The organism is Enterobacter sp. Ag1 (genome assembly GCA_000277545.1).
Lineage (GTDB): Bacteria > Pseudomonadota > Gammaproteobacteria > Enterobacterales > Enterobacteriaceae > Cedecea.
Map to the genome: position 1 here is coordinate 19,850 of AKXM01000035.1, position 13,540 is coordinate 33,389.

The 13,540-nt window shown below is 55.7% G+C and carries 14 protein-coding genes; 8 read left to right on the forward strand and 6 right to left on the reverse strand.

The window, feature by feature from the left end:
• Positions 1–15 precede the first annotated feature (15 nt).
• The gene (locus A936_RS15235; protein ID WP_008459384.1) at positions 16–1,032 is read left to right on the forward strand and encodes a S66 family peptidase; all 1,017 of its coding nucleotides are present in this window, start codon (positions 16–18) and stop codon (positions 1,030–1,032) included.
• On the opposite strand, the gene A936_RS15240 is transcribed toward A936_RS15235, so the two are convergent.
• The gene (locus A936_RS15240; RefSeq protein WP_008459387.1) at positions 1,026–1,946 is read right to left on the reverse strand and encodes a LysR family transcriptional regulator; all 921 of its coding nucleotides are present in this window, start codon (positions 1,944–1,946) and stop codon (positions 1,026–1,028) included. The two genes, A936_RS15235 and A936_RS15240, sit on opposite strands and share 7 nt — an antisense overlap.
• A 184-nt stretch (positions 1,947–2,130) precedes the next feature.
• Between A936_RS15240 and A936_RS15245 the strand changes: the two genes are divergently transcribed.
• Positions 2,131–2,748, forward strand: coding sequence for a LysE family transporter (locus tag A936_RS15245; RefSeq protein ID WP_008459389.1), 618 nt, complete (start codon positions 2,131–2,133; stop codon positions 2,746–2,748).
• Between the two features lie 154 nt (positions 2,749–2,902).
• Positions 2,903–3,448, forward strand: a complete 546-nt coding sequence (locus A936_RS15250; RefSeq protein ID WP_008459393.1) for a hypothetical protein — start codon at positions 2,903–2,905, stop codon at positions 3,446–3,448.
• 225 nt (positions 3,449–3,673) lie between these two features.
• Here A936_RS15250 and A936_RS15255 read toward each other — a convergent pair whose 3' ends face one another.
• Positions 3,674–4,879 (reverse strand): M24 family metallopeptidase, encoded by a 1,206-nt coding sequence (locus A936_RS15255; protein ID WP_008459394.1) that lies wholly within the window; start codon positions 4,877–4,879, stop codon positions 3,674–3,676.
• A gap of 211 nt (positions 4,880–5,090) precedes the next feature.
• Between A936_RS15255 and A936_RS15260 the strand changes: the two genes are divergently transcribed.
• From A936_RS15260 to A936_RS15275, 4 genes are read left to right on the forward strand one after another with little or no spacing between them, the layout of a single operon-like run.
• Entirely contained in the window at positions 5,091–5,333 is a 243-nt protein-coding gene (locus A936_RS15260; RefSeq protein WP_034809527.1) for a type II toxin-antitoxin system CcdA family antitoxin, read from the forward strand.
• A 2-nt stretch (positions 5,334–5,335) separates the two neighbouring features.
• Positions 5,336–5,647 (forward strand): CcdB family protein, encoded by a 312-nt coding sequence (locus tag A936_RS15265; RefSeq protein ID WP_008459397.1) that lies wholly within the window; start codon positions 5,336–5,338, stop codon positions 5,645–5,647.
• Between the two features lie 49 nt (positions 5,648–5,696).
• Entirely contained in the window at positions 5,697–6,545 is an 849-nt protein-coding gene (locus A936_RS15270; RefSeq protein ID WP_008459398.1) for an AraC family transcriptional regulator, read from the forward strand.
• 57 nt (positions 6,546–6,602) lie between these two features.
• Complete coding sequence (locus A936_RS15275; RefSeq protein WP_008459399.1) at positions 6,603–7,010, forward strand: DUF2000 family protein; 408 nt, start codon at positions 6,603–6,605, stop codon at positions 7,008–7,010.
• Positions 7,011–7,077: 67 nt separating this feature from the next.
• Here the strand turns inward: A936_RS15275 and guaA are convergent, their stop codons facing one another.
• Positions 7,078–8,655 carry a glutamine-hydrolyzing GMP synthase gene (guaA, locus tag A936_RS15280; RefSeq protein WP_008459400.1) on the reverse strand — a complete coding sequence of 526 codons (1,578 nt, stop codon included), beginning with the start codon at positions 8,653–8,655 and terminating at the stop codon, positions 7,078–7,080.
• A gap of 66 nt (positions 8,656–8,721) precedes the next feature.
• Complete coding sequence (guaB, locus tag A936_RS15285) at positions 8,722–10,188, reverse strand: IMP dehydrogenase (RefSeq protein WP_008459401.1); 1,467 nt, start codon at positions 10,186–10,188, stop codon at positions 8,722–8,724.
• A gap of 170 nt (positions 10,189–10,358) precedes the next feature.
• Between guaB and xseA the strand changes: the two genes are divergently transcribed.
• Positions 10,359–11,744: an exodeoxyribonuclease VII large subunit gene (gene xseA, locus A936_RS15290; RefSeq protein ID WP_008459402.1), complete on the forward strand. Its 1,386-nt coding sequence runs from the start codon at positions 10,359–10,361 to the stop codon at positions 11,742–11,744.
• 5 nt (positions 11,745–11,749) lie between these two features.
• On the opposite strand, the gene A936_RS15295 is transcribed toward xseA, so the two are convergent.
• Positions 11,750–11,971, reverse strand: coding sequence for a zinc ribbon domain-containing protein (locus A936_RS15295; RefSeq protein WP_008459403.1), 222 nt, complete (start codon positions 11,969–11,971; stop codon positions 11,750–11,752).
• Between the two features lie 47 nt (positions 11,972–12,018).
• Complete coding sequence (der, locus tag A936_RS15300; RefSeq protein WP_008459404.1) at positions 12,019–13,524, reverse strand: ribosome biogenesis GTPase Der; 1,506 nt, start codon at positions 13,522–13,524, stop codon at positions 12,019–12,021.
• Between the last annotated feature and the right edge of the window lie 16 nt (positions 13,525–13,540).

The following is a 13,540-nucleotide window of genomic DNA, read 5'->3' on the forward strand; positions in this document are numbered from 1 at the left end:
CAGGGAGAAGTCGCCATGCCGCAGATTTATGCCCGCCCATTAACGGCGGGGGACACGATCGCCGTGTTTTCCCCCTCATCGGCGGCCACCGCGTTTGCCCCACAGCGCTACCAAAGGGCAAAAGCGTTTATTGAGTCGCAGGGGTTCTGTCTGCAGGAAGGCAGCCTGACAGGCAAAAAGGATTACTGGCGTTCTGGCTCCATTCGCGAGCGGGCGGATGAGTTTAATGCCCTTTTGCATGACCCGAACGTGCGCTGCATTATTTCGGCCATCGGCGGCTTAAACAGCAACTCGCTGCTGCCTTATATCGACTACGCGCAGCTGATGAAAGATCCCAAAATCATCATCGGCTATTCGGACGTAACCGCGCTCCTGGCGGGCATCTATCAAAGAACTGGGCTGATTACCTTTTATGGCCCGGCGGTGGTGGCTTCTTTGGGTGAGTTCCCTCCGCTGGTCGACAGCACGTTTGACTATTTCTTCAATATTCTCAGCCGGCCTCAGGCACTGCCGTACACGCTGAGCCAGCCCGTAGCGTGGACCGAGGAAATGCTCGACTGGGAAACACAATCCCGGGCGAAAACTCTGCGTCCGGGCAGTTGGTGCTTCGAGGGCACAGGCAAGGTAGAAGGCCGCGTCATTGGCGGCAACCTGAATACGCTTTACGGCATCTGGGGCAGCGAATACATGCCCGATATCAACCGGGGAGATATTCTGTTTATCGAGGACAGCCTGCAAAGCGCGGCTGAGCTGGAGAGGGAGTTTTCCCATCTTTTACTGTGCGGCGTGTTCGACCGCATCGCCGCCATTGTGCTCGGCAGACACGAGCTGTTTGACGACCAGGGCAGCGGAAAAACGCCGCTGCACATCCTGAGGGAAGTGCTGAATGGCCGCGAGATCCCCCTCGTCTCTGATTTTGACTGCTGCCACACGCACCCGATGCTGACGCTCCCGCTCGGGGTGCGGATGCGCATCGACTTTGACACTCAGGCTATGTCCCTGACCAGCCAGTGGCTGGAAGCCGGTCAGTAATCGAAAGCCAGCATGCCCGAGCGCCAGACGCTGGTCGTGCGGATCAGCGCCTTATCGCGCAGGAAATTAATCAGCGTGGCGATCACTTTGTCATGGCGCAGCTCGGGGCGGGTGACGATGAATAAATGGCGGCGCAGCGGCTGGGGCAAATCCAGAATGCGCATATTCTCCGGCACCGGCAGCACCGACAGCCACGGCATAATGGAAAACCCCAGGCCCTGATTCACCAGCCCGACTATACCGCTGTCGCTGGCCAGCTTATGCACCACCTCATTACGCAGCCCCATCTCACGGCAGCGCTCCACGGCGGGGCTTAAGGTGTTGGCGTTCGGCTGGATAAACGGCAGGTTTTCCAGCTGCTGCCAGCTAAAAGGCTGCCGCAGGCGGAAGCTGCGGGGCAGCATCAGTACGTAAGGATCGCTGATGTACGGCACGCCGTGCAGCGAGTCCGGGTAGCCCTGAATGGTAATGCCGATATCCGCCCGCCCGGACACCACCGCGTCGTTGAGGTGATGGTATTCCGTCGCGCTGTCATCAATATCCAGATGAATATCGGGCAGCGCCGTGGCCAGCGCCTCAAAGTAAGGCGGCAACAGGTTCGCCGTCGCGCTGCGGAAGCAGGCCACCCGCACGCGCCCGGCAAGCTGCGGCGCTTCCGCCGCTGTCTGCTCAATACCGTCCAGCAGCTGCATGATTTTTTTCGCATCTTTGAGGATTTGCGTGCAGGCGGCAGTCGGCACGCAGCCGCTGCGCGAGCGATGCAGCAGGCGCACATTCAGATGTTGTTCCAGTTCGGCAATCGCATGGCTGATGCGCGACTGCGTACAGCCCAATGCTGCGGCTGCGGCGCTGAAACCATTGTTTTCCACTACGGCTATCAGCATTTCCAGCTGATTTAGCTTTATTCCGGCCATATTTTCAGTCAGTTATTGGAAAGAGCAGCTTTCGACAAATCGAAATTCTTCATAGATAAGAAAAACATATCACGCTTTTCGGTTGCCGCCTACGGGCCTTCCTTCCCATCATAAAGCCAGCCAGTACGGCGCATAAAAGCAAGAATGCATCATCTGAACTAAGCACTTTAAGGAAAACCTGAGCATGCCCGGCATCATTCATTACGGCACCTTTGTCGTCTCTTTCATCCTGCTGTTAATCATTCCCGGCCCCGGGAATCTGATCCTGATCACCAGCGCCAGCAAAGGCGGCGCGCGCAGCGGCTATCTCTGCCTGATGGGGATTATTCTGGGTGATCAGGTGCTGCTGTGGCTGGCTATCGCGGGCGTGGCGGCGCTGCTCGAATCCTCGCCGCATGTTTTCCAGGTCATCAAGTGGCTGGGTGCCGCTTACCTGCTGTGGATGGGTGTGCAGCTGCTGATGAAAGCGAAAACCAGCGCCCCGCCGCCGCCGGTGACCGGTAAAAGAACGCCGTTTTTGCAGGGCATGGTCATTACTCTGATGAACCCCAAACCCGTTCTGTTCTACGTGATGTTTCTGCCGTTGTTTATCGACCCCGCACGTAGCCTGGGGATCCCGACGTTCGCTATTCTGGCGGGTACGGCGGCCGCGCTGACCTTTATCTACTGTTCGATAATGATCTTCCTGACGACTTCGCTTGCAGAGAAAGTGCGTTCGCGGCCGGGCATGGTTTATCTGCTGGGGAAAGCCACCGGCCTGTTCCTGGCGATATTTGCGGTGAAGCTGGCATTTTTTAGCTGAGGTCGGACAGGTTATTTACGCCCGATCGCACTGTAATTATTCTGATTCGGCATCTGGCGTTTTACAGAAATGTCTCACTGATGGTTACGTGTCATTCTTTTTGGATTGCTATATTCTTTGCGCGGATATTTCATCTAATAAGGAAATTGATTATATGAGAGTCGTCGTATTACAGGGCCAATATGGCCTGTTCAAAAAAGAAGGGCTTGATCTTTCCATGCCGGCAATACAAACCTGCCTGGGGCTTTATGCCGTATCAGAGCAGCATGATTACCTTCTCTGCGCGCATTTTGATTCAGAAGTCGGGCTGCAGCAAAATTTAAGAGAAATTAAGAATGCTTTAGCGGCTAAAAACATCAGCATGAGCAGCTTTAAAGCAACGGTCTTTGGCGGCGACGGTAAACAAAGCTACGTTCGGTGTTCCCCTCCCAGCAGCCACATAGGGAATGATATTGTCAGCTTTATCAAAGCGCAGGGAGGCAGCGCCGAGTATTCAAATGAGTATTACTCTGGCGTTATCCCCAAAACATTCAACTTTCACTATCAAAAAGGCTGCGGTATCTCCGAGGGGCAAAATCCGAAGGATTTTTCTGGCGCCAGTCAGCAGGCAATGAATTTAGCTAAGCAAAGAATGAAACTGAGGCCCGCTGAATATTCACTCGCCCATGCAAAAATGATAGATGTCAGCCGCTTATACTAAAATCCATTATTTTTTCCCTAAAGGAACCGCCTGATATTATTGGGCATTATTTATAACCCCTTTATGTACAAATTAATCTCGCAGGTTCCTTTATTTTTAATAATGCAATGTACTATCCAACCATTACAAAATTAAGATACTTAATTTAGCAAAGCTGACAACACGAATTCACAATAATATCTTAATTAAGAGATTAACGGGGCATCTTAATGCCCCGAATTAAGCTTACTCAAAACGCTGTAGCGTCCTCGGTAACTGGCTAAACAATTCATAGCCGTCATCGGTGATGAGCAACATATCTTCCAGCATGATCGCCCCGACGCCGATGCCGTAGTAAGGCGTTTCCACGCTAAAGACCATGCCCGGTTCAAAGGTTTTGGTTGCCGCAGCGCTCACGAACGGCGCCTCTTCCAGGCCTAAGAACAGCCCATCGCCGTGCCCTAAATGGCCGCGATTATAGTGCGGCAAACCATTGGCCTTGATTTTACTCATCGTGTCGTTAAACACATGGCTGAGCTTTACGCCCGGGCCAATCAGGCTGAGCATATGCTCGTGGCCCTGCAAAATGGTTTGGTAGATTCGCTCGGCCATGGCCGTTGGCTGCCCGAACACCACGGTTCGCGCCAAATCCGCACCGTACCCGGCGACATCCACGCCGCAGTCAAATTTGATCAAATCCCCCGGTTTAACGGGTTCGCGGCTCGGGATTAATTTGGGGGCAAAGTCATCGCCCACCGAGATCAAATGGAAGCGCGACAGGTTGGTCTCCGGGTACTGCATCACGGCAGCTTTGTAGGCGGCGGTGAGATCCCAGGCCGAGCAGCCCGCGCCAATCGCCTTAAAGGCTTCACTGATGCCATACTCGGTGATCTGCGCACTTTTACGCAGGAAGGTAATCTCCCAGGGGCTTTTGACCATCCGTAGCTCATTAAAGATTGCCGTGGAGTCCACCAGCCGTAGATTCGGGATCACCTTATCCAGCGTCTGCTTGCCGCCGTTGCTCATCGCATTCAGCTCGATAGCGATGTTTGTATCCAGCACGCCCGCATCCGCCAATGTGGACTTGAGCAGCGTGAAAACGGCCTCCACCGGCGGGCCAATCGGCCGCTCTTTCACCACCCGCTGCGGGTTAAAAGGCTCGTCGACATCCACCCAAACCGGGAAGGTCTTCAGCTCATAGTTCGCCAGATCAAACTTCAGGCCAGCCGCCTCAAACTCATTCATCACGATCAACGAAGGCAGCTTCTCATCCCGGAAAATGACCGCCAGCGCCGCGCCGGTATGGCGGAAGGTGTACATAAAGAAACTGGCAAACCCGGTGACATGGCAAAAGTTGTCCGGGGTGGTCACTACCAGAGCCTCAATATTGTGCCGGGCCATGATCGCCCGGGCTTTGGCCGTGACCGCCTGGAGATGATCTGCTTTATTCATGGTGTTCGTTACCTCAGTCTTGTTTAACTTTTGCCGGAGTCGGATCGCCAGATGTTTTAGCAGATCACTCGGGATTTATATAGCGGGCTTGAAACCCGGACATGAAGTCGATTTTTAACCAAAGACATTTGGTGATATTTTAGCCATACAGTATATGTGCTACTGTATGCGTTATTAACACATACAAAAACACAGTTCTTGAGGAGGAGCTATGCCTGCATCAGCAAGTATACGAGTGAAAAAAACCGTCACCGTCACACTAGAGCCAGATCTGATTCAGGAAGCCAAAGCGGCAGGAATCAACTTGTCACAAACGTTGCGTAAAGCGCTAAAAGCCGAAATCAAGGAGATTGAAGCCGCTCGCTGGAAGAAAGAAAACGAAGCCGCAATCGACTATCTGAACCAGCTCACGGAAGAAAACGGACTTTTATCCGACACCTACAGGACGTTCTAATCATGCAATTCACCGTCTACAAAAATACGGGAAAGCCAACGGCTTACCCGTATTTATTGAATGTTCAGAGCAACATCATCGGGCGCAGAAATACCCGAGTCGTCATTCCTTTATTCCCTGCTGAAAACTATAAAGGGCCACGCACGGACAAACTCACCCCATCCATTCATCTGGCCGGTGAAGATTTTATTGTGATGACTCATGAACTCGCGAGCATCCCTGAACGGGTCCTGGGCGCAGAACACTGCAGCGCGGCTGAACATGAAAATACAATAAAAGCGGCGCTTAACTTCCTTTTCTATGGCATCGAGTAGCCTGCTCCTCTTTCGGAAACCGAATTCGTTTTAAAGCGAGGCCTGATTGATGACAACGCGCGAAAAAACAAGCAGTGACTGGGTTGATATCAACCGCGATGAAGAGAGCGGTATAGAGAGCATTAACGCCCATTTCTCCGGCCACGCTTATGACGCGCACGATCATGATGAAGTGCTTGTCGGCGTTACGCAGCAGGGGCTCCAGCGCTTTAACTGCCACCGCACCACGCACACCAGCCATCCGGGAAGAGCCATTCTGATTGAACCCGGCGCGGTGCACGACGGCCACGCTCCCGAAGCCGAAGGCTTTACTTACGCGATGCTCTACCTGCCGCAAGCCTGGGTGGGCGATCACATGCAGCGCCGCGGGCTGGGCAACATCGCCACGCTGGAAGCCGCTTTCCATAACACCCTGGCGGACGACCCGCAGCTAAGCATTGCTATTCAGCAGGCGTTTTTTGCCGTTCACCATCGCGAAGGGCGACTCGCCCGCGACCAGACGCTCGACCACCTTATCGCCCTGCTTTCTCGTCACATCAGCCTCAGGCCGCCTTCCACCTCAAACGATGCGCTTCGGCAAATGCATGAAGTTCGGGATTTCCTTCACGATCGTATGCATCTGGACATCGGCCTCGACGAACTCGCGCTGCACTCCGGCATCGACAGGTTCCGGCTCAACCGCCAGTTTAAGCAGGCATTTGGCCAGTCACCTCACGCTTACCTGGTGCGACTCCGCCTGCGCACCGCCCGTGCGCTGCTGGCCCAGGGGAAAGAGCCTGCGCTGGTCGCCACACAAACCGGATTTGCCGACCAAAGCCATATGGGACGCTGGTTCCAGCGCGCCTATCGACTCTCCCCTGTCGCCTACCAGCGTCGCTGCACAAACGTTCTATACTGACCGCCCTGTTATCTTCGATGATGCTTTCTCAGAAAGATGAACGGAGAAGCAGGACAGATGTTTGATACCAAAATTGCCTTTATCGTACGCGACGATTTACCCACCTGGCAGCGCCTGAACGTGGTGGCTTTTCTCGGCACCGGCGTGGCAGCCGCCTCCCCGGAAATAATGGGCGCGCCCTACATAGATGCGAAAGGCCGCGAATACGGCAATTTGTCCGGCCAGCCGATGCTGATTTTCGAATCCGATCTCGCAGGGCTGCAAACCGCTCACCACAAAGGCCTCGAGCGCGAGCTAACCCTGATCCCATACGTGCACGCCATGTTTTCCACCGGGCATGACGCAGCCAACCGGGAAGTGTTCAAAGCGGAAGATGCCGACAGCATGAACCTGGTCGGCCTGGCAATGCGTGGCCCGAAGAAGATGGTGGATAAGGTGATAAAAGGTATGAAACTGCATAAGTAAGGGAAGATAAATATAAAAAAGCCCGCAATCGCGGGCTTTCAGCACATCTAATCAGCTAAGAGAGTGATTATTCCCACTCAATCGTCGCCGGCGGCTTGCCGGAGATATCGTAAACCACGCGGGAGATGCCGTTCACTTCGTTGATGATGCGGTTGGACACGCGGCCGAGGAAGTCATACGGCAGGTGCGCCCAGTGCGCGGTCATGAAGTCGATGGTTTCTACCGCACGGAGGGAAACAACCCAGTCGTACTTGCGGCCATCGCCCATCACGCCCACGGAACGGACCGGCAGGAACACGGTGAACGCCTGGCTCACTTTGTTGTACAGGTCGGCTTTGTGCAGTTCTTCGATGAAGATAGCGTCGGCGCGGCGCAGCAGGTCGCAGTACTCTTTCTTCACTTCGCCCAGCACGCGAACACCGAGGCCTGGGCCTGGGAACGGGTGGCGGTAAAGCATGTCGTACGGCAGGCCCAGCTCGAGACCGATTTTACGCACTTCGTCTTTGAACAGCTCGCGCAGCGGCTCAACCAGGCCCATCTTCATCTCTTTCGGCAGGCCGCCCACGTTGTGGTGAGATTTGATGACGTGTGCTTTCCCGGTTGCGGAGGCCGCAGACTCGATAACGTCAGGGTAGATGGTGCCCTGCGCCAGCCATTTAACGTCTTCCAGCTTCAGCGCTTCTTCGTCGAACACTTCCACGAACACGCGGCCGATGATCTTACGCTTGGCTTCCGGGTCGTTTTCGCCCGCCAGCGCGGTCAGGAAGCGGTTTTCGCCTTCAACGTGAACGATGTTCAGGCCGAAGTGGTCGCCGAACATGTCCATCACCTGCTGGGCTTCGTTCAGGCGCAGCAGGCCGTTGTCCACGAACACGCAGGTCAGGTTTTTGCCGATGGCGCGGTGCAGCAGCATCGCGGTCACGGAGGAGTCAACGCCGCCGGACAGGCCGAGGATAACTTTGTCGTCACCCACCTGCTCGCGGATGCGGACGATAGCATCTTCGATGATTTTTGCCGGGGTCCACAGCGCTTCACAGCCACAGATTTCCAGCACAAAACGCTCCAGCAGACGCTGGCCCTGACGGGTGTGGGTCACTTCCGGGTGGAACTGCACGCCGTAGAAGCGTTTTTCTTCGTTGGCCATAATGGCGAACGGACAGGTTTCGGTGCTGGCAACGGTCACGAAGTCAGACGGGATAGCGGTGACTTTGTCGCCGTGGCTCATCCAGACGTCCAGCAACGGTTGACCGGCTGCGCTCAGGGAGTCTTCGATGCCGCGAACCAGCGCGCTGTCGGTTTTCACTTCAACCTGCGCGTAGCCGAATTCACGCTCGGTAGAGCTTTCAACGTGGCCGCCCAGCTGCATGGCCATGGTCTGCATGCCGTAGCAAACGCCGAACACCGGCACGCCGGCTTCGAACACGTACTCAGGCGCACGCGGGCTGTTTGCTTCGGTGGTGCTTTCCGGGCCGCCGGAAAGGATGATGCCGCTGGGGTTGAACTCACGAATTTGAGCTTCGGTAACATCCCAGGCCCACAGTTCGCAGTAAACGCCCAGCTCACGGACGCGGCGCGCCACCAGCTGAGTGTACTGAGAGCCGAAGTCGAGGATCAGAATGCGATGTTTATGAATGTTTTCCGTCATTGACGTTAATTCCGAGGCAAGTGATACAAAACAAAAACACCCGGCATAAAGCCGGGTGCATAAAGATTAAGAACCCATACGGTAGTTCGGGGACTCTTTGGTGATCGTCACGTCGTGAACGTGGCTTTCCTGAATGCCCGCGCCGCTGATACGTACGAATTCTGCTTTGGTGCGCAGCAAGTCGATAGTACCACAGCCGGTCAGGCCCATGCAGGAACGCAGGCCGCCCATTTGCTGGTGAACGATCTCTTTCAGACGGCCTTTGTACGCCACGCGACCTTCGATACCTTCCGGCACCAGTTTGTCTGCAGCGTTGTCGGTCTGGAAGTAACGGTCAGAAGAGCCTTTGGACATCGCGCCCAGAGAACCCATGCCGCGGTAAGATTTGAACGCACGGCCCTGGTACAGTTCGATTTCGCCCGGAGATTCTTCGGTACCGGCCAGCATACCGCCAACCATAACGGCGGCTGCGCCTGCAGCGATGGCTTTCGCGATGTCGCCGGAGAAGCGGATACCGCCGTCGGCGATAACCGGAATACCGGTGCCTTCCAGCGCTTCAACCGCGTCAGCTACAGCAGTGATCTGCGGTACACCTACGCCAGTAACAATACGAGTAGTACAGATGGAGCCAGGACCGATCCCGACCTTAACCGCGCTGCAGCCAGCTTCGGCCAGGGCGCGAGCGCCAGCGGCGGTTGCTACGTTACCGCCGATGATTTGCAGGTCAGGATATTTAGCGCGGGTTTCACGAATACGTTGCAGAACGCCTTCGGAGTGGCCGTGAGAGGAGTCAATCAGCAGAATATCAACGCCAGCAGCGACCAGCGCGTCAACGCGCTCTTCGTTGCCTGCGCCTGCGCCAACCGCAGCCCCAACGCGCAGACGGCCCTGCTCATCTTTACAGGCGTTAGGTTTACGCTCTGCTTTCTGGAAGTCTTTCACGGTGATCATGCCGCGCAGGTGGAAACCCGCGTCCACAACCAGCGCCTTTTCAACGCGTTTTTCGTGCATTTTAGACAGCACGACGTCGCGCGCTTCGCCTTCTTTCACGGTAACCAGACGCTCTTTCGGGGTCATGTACACGCTAACTGGCTGGGCCAGGTCGGTCACAAAGCGCACGTCACGACCGGTGATGATACCCACCAGCTCGTTGTCTTCGGTGACGACCGGGTAGCCGGCAAAGCCGTTACGCTCGGTTAATTCTTTCACTTCACGCAGGGTGGTGGTTGGCAGCACGGTTTGCGGGTCAGTAACCACGCCACTTTCGTGTTTCTTCACGCGCTTAACTTCTTCAGCCTGGCGCTCAATGGACATGTTTTTGTGAATGAAACCAAGGCCACCTTCCTGCGCCAGAGCGATAGCCAGACGCGCTTCCGTCACGGTATCCATCGCTGCGGACAGCATAGGGATATTCAGACGAATAGTTTTGGTCAGCTGAGTGCTGAGGTCGGCCGTGTTCGGCAGAACGGTGGAATGAGCGGGAACGAGGAGAACGTCGTCAAACGTCAGTGCTTCTTTAGCGATACGTAGCATGGCAATATCTCAACCTGGGGGTGAATGAGAACAGATAAAATATTGCCGCGGCATTATACAGAGCGTAAGCGATTGCATCCACACTTTTTTCGCAAAACTCCTTGCTAATAGCGAAACGGAAGGTAGTATCGACCTAATAACCTGCTGATTTAGAATTTGATCCAGCTCACATGTCGACACAAAATTCTCCCTCAATTTATACCGTTTCTCGCCTGAATCAGACGGTGCGTTTGCTGCTTGAGCAGGAAATGGGGCAGGTCTGGATCAGCGGTGAAATCTCTAACTTCAGCCAGCCTTCATCGGGCCACTGGTACTTCACGCTAAAGGACGATACCGCCCAGGTGCGCTGCGCGATGTTCCGCAACAGCAACCGCCGCGTGACCTTCCGCCCGCAGCACGGCCAGCAGGTGTTAGTGCGCGCTAACATCACGCTTTACGAACCGCGCGGCGACTACCAGATCATTGTCGAAAGCATGCAGCCCGCAGGTGAAGGGCTGTTGCAGCAGCAGTACGAGCAGTTGAAACAGAAGCTGAGCGCCGAAGGGCTTTTCGACCCGTTGCACAAGCAGCCCCTGCCCGCTCCGGCTCGCCAGGTCGGCGTGATTACCTCTAAAACCGGTGCGGCCCTGCATGACGTGCTGCATGTATTACAGCGCCGCGATCCGTCGCTGCCGGTCATCATCTACCCGACCGTCGTTCAGGGCGCAGACGCCCCGCTGCAGATTGTGCGCGCCATTGAATTAGCCAACCTGCGCAACGAATGTGACGTGCTGATTGTCGGGCGCGGCGGCGGCTCGCTGGAAGACCTGTGGAGCTTTAACGATGAGCGTGTTGCGCGGGCAATTTTCGCAAGCAAGATCCCCGTTGTTAGTGCCGTAGGGCATGAAACTGACGTCACGATCGCCGATTTTGTCGCTGATTTACGTGCGCCGACGCCGTCCGCCGCAGCAGAAATCGTCAGCCGTAATCAGACGGAGTTACTGCGCCAAATCCAGTCCCAGCAGCAGCGTATGGAAATGGCGCTGGACTATTACCTCGCCCAGCGCTCACGGCGGTTTACCCAGCTACACCACCGCCTGCAGCAGCAGCATCCTCAGCTACGTTTAGCCCGCCAGCAAACCACACTCGAGCGCCTTCGCCAGCGTCTGACCGTGGCAATGGACGGCAAAATGCGCCGGGCTAGTCAGCAGCAGCTGCGCCTTAGCCAGCGCCTGAACCAGCAGCAGCCTCAGCCCCGCATTCACCGCGCCCAGTCTCGCTTACAGCAGCTGGAATACCGCCTGTCGCAGTTAGTAAGCGCTCAGCTTAGCCAGACGAAACAACGCTTTGGCACCGCGCTCGCCCAGCTGGAAGCCGTCAGCCCGCTGGCGACGCTCGCGCGCGGCTACAGCGTGACCACCGCCGAAGACGGCAAAGTGCTGAAGAAAACCAAACAGGTGAAGTCTGGGGACACGCTAACCACGCGTCTGGATGATGGCTGGGTCGAAAGTCAGGTGACAGGCATTAAGCCGGTGAAAGCGCCGCGGAAACGTAAGCCCGCACCGAAAGACGAATAAGCCACTCAGAGTGCGGCGGGAATAAATTCCACGCGCTTTTTAGAAATCAGCCCGTGGCCGTTCTGGCAGAAATAATCCACCGCGCCACACGCTTTCAACACCTGCAGCGGCTTATGGCAGTCCGGGCAAAGCGCTTCGAGGCGGAAGTCCTTCCCGCAGGCATCGCAGTGTGCCCCATCGTCCGTTTGTTTCAGTTCGCTTTTACACGCCGGGCAATTCAGTTCCATGTGGTATCTCCATATAGTAAAACGGGAGCTTAATGCTCCCGTCCGAATTACTTACTTTTCTTGATGTGCTTGATGAGACGCTTACGCTTACGCATCTGGTTCGGCGTCAGGGTGTTACGTTTCCCGGCGAACGGGTTTTCCCCTTCCTTGAACTGAATGCGGATTGGCGTCCCCATCACGTCCAGCGATTTGCGGAAGTAGTTCATCAGATAACGCTTGTAGGAATCCGGCAGGTCTTTTACCTGGTTACCGTGAATCACCACGATTGGCGGGTTATAGCCACCGGCGTGCGCGTATTTCAGCTTAACGCGACGGCCACGCACCAGCGGTGGCTGATGGTCTTCTGCCGCCATGTTCATGATGCGGGTCAGCAGCGCGGTGCTTACGCGACGCGTGGAGCTGTCGTAGGCTTCACGCACGGATTCGAACAGGTTACCTACGCCGCTGCCGTGCAGAGCGGAGATGAAGTGCACGCGGGCGAAGTCGATAAAGCCCAGACGGTAGTCCAGCGTCTCTTTTACCTGCTCGCGAACTTCGTTGCTCAGGCCATCCCACTTGTTGACCACGATAACCAGTGAGCGCCCACTATTCAGGATGAAGCCCAGCAGCGAGAGATCCTGATCGGAAATGCCTTCGCGGGCATCGATAACCAGCAGCACAACGTTCGCATCTTCGATCGCTTGCAGAGTTTTGATTACCGAGAATTTTTCTACCGTGTCAGTAATTTTCCCGCGCTTACGCACGCCCGCAGTATCAATCAGCACGAATTCACGCTCGTCACGCTCCATCGGGATATAGATGCTGTCGCGGGTGGTGCCCGGCATGTCATAAACGACAACGCGTTCTTCGCCGAGGATACGGTTAGTTAGCGTAGACTTACCTACGTTAGGACGGCCAACGATAGCGAGCTTGATAGGCAGATCCTGAGGATTGAAGGCTTCTTCCTCCTCTTCTTCCTCAAACTCTTCGTCATCGGACACAATGCCGTTTTTGGCGTTAAACGCGGCCCAGTAGGCTTCGTCTTCGTCCATCTCTGCCGGCTGTTCGCGCGGGTCGATATCGTCCATCCACGGCACCAGAACGTGTTCCAGCAGGCTGGTCACGCCGCGGCCATGGGAAGCCGCAATCGGGTGGATTTCGCCGAGGCCCAGAGAGTAGAAGTCAATCACCGCCTGGTCCGGGTCAAGACCGTCGGTCTTGTTCGCTACCAGGAAAGTTGGCTTCTGGCGGGAGCGCAGGTGCTGAGCGATGGCTTCATCGGCAGGCATCAGGCCCGCACGTGCATCCACCATGAACAGCACAACATCCGCCTCTTCAATCGCCAGCAGCGACTGCTCGGCCATGCGCGTTTCCACACCGTCTTCCGTGCCATCGATACCGCCGGTATCAATACAGATAAACTCGCGGCCTTCGACTTCCGCACGACCGTACTTGCGATCGCGAGTCAGCCCCGGAAAATCCGCAACCAGCGCATCGCGGGTACGCGTTAAGCGGTTAAACAGGGTCGATTTACCGACGTTAGGGCGCCCAACAAGCGCGACCACAGGTACCATTATAAAAGCCTCATTA

What these genes read in the sequence shown, in the direction of transcription:
- A936_RS15235 (WP_008459384.1), top strand. Translation starts at nt 16, where the DNA reads ATGCCGCAGATTTATGCCCGCCCATTAACGGCGGGGGACACGATCGCC.
- A936_RS15240 (WP_008459387.1), bottom strand. Translation starts at nt 1,946, where the DNA reads ATGGCCGGAATAAAGCTAAATCAGCTGGAAATGCTGATAGCCGTAGTG.
- A936_RS15245 (WP_008459389.1), top strand. Translation starts at nt 2,131, where the DNA reads ATGCCCGGCATCATTCATTACGGCACCTTTGTCGTCTCTTTCATCCTG.
- A936_RS15250 (WP_008459393.1), top strand. Translation starts at nt 2,903, where the DNA reads ATGAGAGTCGTCGTATTACAGGGCCAATATGGCCTGTTCAAAAAAGAA.
- A936_RS15255 (WP_008459394.1), bottom strand. Translation starts at nt 4,879, where the DNA reads ATGAATAAAGCAGATCATCTCCAGGCGGTCACGGCCAAAGCCCGGGCG.
- A936_RS15260 (WP_034809527.1), top strand. Translation starts at nt 5,091, where the DNA reads ATGCCTGCATCAGCAAGTATACGAGTGAAAAAAACCGTCACCGTCACA.
- A936_RS15265 (WP_008459397.1), top strand. Translation starts at nt 5,336, where the DNA reads ATGCAATTCACCGTCTACAAAAATACGGGAAAGCCAACGGCTTACCCG.
- A936_RS15270 (WP_008459398.1), top strand. Translation starts at nt 5,697, where the DNA reads ATGACAACGCGCGAAAAAACAAGCAGTGACTGGGTTGATATCAACCGC.
- A936_RS15275 (WP_008459399.1), top strand. Translation starts at nt 6,603, where the DNA reads ATGTTTGATACCAAAATTGCCTTTATCGTACGCGACGATTTACCCACC.
- guaA (WP_008459400.1), bottom strand. Translation starts at nt 8,655, where the DNA reads ATGACGGAAAACATTCATAAACATCGCATTCTGATCCTCGACTTCGGC.
- guaB (WP_008459401.1), bottom strand. Translation starts at nt 10,188, where the DNA reads ATGCTACGTATCGCTAAAGAAGCACTGACGTTTGACGACGTTCTCCTC.
- xseA (WP_008459402.1), top strand. Translation starts at nt 10,359, where the DNA reads ATGTCGACACAAAATTCTCCCTCAATTTATACCGTTTCTCGCCTGAAT.
- A936_RS15295 (WP_008459403.1), bottom strand. Translation starts at nt 11,971, where the DNA reads ATGGAACTGAATTGCCCGGCGTGTAAAAGCGAACTGAAACAAACGGAC.
- der (WP_008459404.1), bottom strand. Translation starts at nt 13,524, where the DNA reads ATGGTACCTGTGGTCGCGCTTGTTGGGCGCCCTAACGTCGGTAAATCG.